We start from the raw sequence: 2,015 nt of genomic DNA, 5'->3' as shown, positions 1-2,015 counted from the left end.
CAGACGGACGCGACAAGAAAAGCTGGGGTAAGAGCTATAATATTATGACTGAAGAGAATTTAAACAGGCTCTAAATGAAGAGATATTGAATGTAGAAAAGTCATACTCCATATATCAAAGTTTTACTCATTCAAAATACAATTCTGATGAATGTATTTCCGCATACCATACATGGTATAGCGGCGCAGCAGTGTTGTTCTCAAAATTCTTTCAAAGCAGTGATGATGAGTATAAAATTTTTAGGAATGAGATGGGAGCAGCATGGGTTTTACAGTCGGAATACTCTACAATTGTTGTCCCCGGGTTTGAAATTCCGGATATAAAGGGGGCAATAAATCCGCGAAAGTTGGCTATTGTTTTAAATGATAAAAAGCATATTCGTAGTTCGTTAAATAAATTTCGTGAACGATTTCTGGATCTTTTTAATCTCCCGAATCTTGATGATGACATTGTATGGGAAAATAATCGGAACTCCTTTATAGAAGTTGTGCTGCAAAAGGATAAATTAACGGAATAGATAGTAGCGTTTTTATAAATAAGTGTCACCTTTGTAAAACCTAATGGAGTAATGGGGAAGAACATTGAAACAGTGCCGTGTACAATTCGTGAACAACGGGAAATGAGGCATTGCAATATTCTGAACACCATTTAGTTACAACAATCCCCACAGTTCAAGGCGGATCACTTTTTAAAACAGCAAAATTGCACAAAGCCTTGATAATCAAACTTATCATAGTTTTTTTTATATCAAACCTGCATATTACCGCAAGCCGGAACGCATAGTAATAAACGGGTCAATCCGAAGTTTCGATAATATCATAACCGTAGAGGTCGATATTTTAGAAATCGACCTCTAACTGTTCCAATTTTTCATTATATGGCACACATCATTACCATTTTACAGGTTCACCTAAGATGTTGCCGTCTGCTGCATCTTCTGAATTAAAGGTATTACTTTTATATTGAATGCAAAGCATTACAAGTGGCTCTGTTCCATTATTGCGGATAGAACGTTTTCCTTCAGGAACTACACGTACCACACTTCCTTCCGAAATGGGGAATACTTGACCGTCTACCTGAAACTCGCCATTTCCACTAAGGAAAAAATAAAGTTCTTCATGTGTTTTGTGAGTGTGAAGAAATCCTGTTTCTGTTCCCGGTTGAAATAGCTGGAATGAAAATTCGCTTCCTGTGGTTTGAAGTGCAGAACCGCAGAATACTTTACCCGGAATTTTAATTTCAGGAGTAAGTTCCAACACGTAATCTCCTAATTCATTTAACTTACCTAAGTTGATAACATCGAAGTTTGTTGCTGATGTTGTTTTCTCAATCTGTTTCATTGCTTTCAATTTTGAATGTGAATACTTCTATTGGTTATATATCGCAATTTAGCTAACTTTGCATTAAATTGTTACTTCTTTTAGATATCGCAAATCTACAAAGCATTTATTTATCACACAAGAAGTTACAAATATGTATAATAGTTACCCAAAGGTTACTTTTGCAGAAAAACAATAGATTACAATGACGAAAAAAGAAGAAAAAAAATCTATCATTGAAATTTGTCCTATTCGGAATGTTATTGCCCGTTTTGGCAACAAGTGGGCATTATTGGTTATTTACATATTGGATGAAAATGGTTCAATTCGTTTCAATCAATTAGCAAGGCAAATACCTGATATATCAACAAAAGTATTATCCAATACATTACACATATTAGAAGCCGACGGATTGGTAAAGCGAACCGTCTTCCCGGAAGTTCCCATAAGGGTGGAGTATGAATTAACAGAAACAGGAAGAAGCCTTGTTCCTATCATTATATCATTGACAGAATGGGCGCAGAATAATATGAAATCAATAATGGCACACAGAAAAAAGTTTGAGAACTCCACAAACAAATCCAACTAATAGACCGTTGTTTAGTACAAGTTAATTTTTAGGTCGAGTAGGTCTGGGCATTTCAGCCCAAACCTCTCACAGAACCGTACGTGAAAGTCTCCCCTCATACGGCTCCT

General features: G+C 36.0%; 3 protein-coding genes. 2 read left to right on the top strand and 1 reads right to left on the bottom strand.

The window, feature by feature from the left end; genetic code table 11:
- Window positions 1–85: 85 nt before the first annotated feature.
- The gene (locus NSB03_RS20480) at window positions 86–517 is read left to right on the top strand and encodes a hypothetical protein (protein ID WP_128824548.1); all 432 of its coding nucleotides are present in this window, start codon (window positions 86–88) and stop codon (window positions 515–517) included.
- Between the two features lie 373 nt (window positions 518–890).
- Here the strand turns inward: NSB03_RS20480 and NSB03_RS20475 are convergent, their stop codons facing one another.
- The gene (locus tag NSB03_RS20475) at window positions 891–1,340 is read right to left on the bottom strand and encodes a cupin domain-containing protein (protein WP_024988880.1); all 450 of its coding nucleotides are present in this window, start codon (window positions 1,338–1,340) and stop codon (window positions 891–893) included.
- A gap of 184 nt (window positions 1,341–1,524) precedes the next feature.
- On the opposite strand from NSB03_RS20475, the gene NSB03_RS20470 reads away from it, so the two are divergent.
- Complete coding sequence (locus NSB03_RS20470) at window positions 1,525–1,908, top strand: winged helix-turn-helix transcriptional regulator (RefSeq protein WP_024988879.1); 384 nt, start codon at window positions 1,525–1,527, stop codon at window positions 1,906–1,908.
- Window positions 1,909–2,015: the final 107 nt, after the last annotated feature.

Source organism: Bacteroides acidifaciens, from assembly GCF_024623065.1.
Taxonomy (GTDB): Bacteria; Bacteroidota; Bacteroidia; order Bacteroidales; family Bacteroidaceae; genus Bacteroides; species Bacteroides acidifaciens.
The sequence above is the reverse complement of the archived record's forward strand: the minus strand, read 5'-3'. Positions and strand labels throughout refer to the sequence as shown.

Coding starts and splice junctions, on each gene's coding strand:
- NSB03_RS20475 (WP_024988880.1), bottom strand. CDS start 1,340: ATGAAACAGATTGAGAAAACAACATCAGCAACAAACTTCGATGTTATC.
- NSB03_RS20470 (WP_024988879.1), top strand. CDS start 1,525: ATGACGAAAAAAGAAGAAAAAAAATCTATCATTGAAATTTGTCCTATT.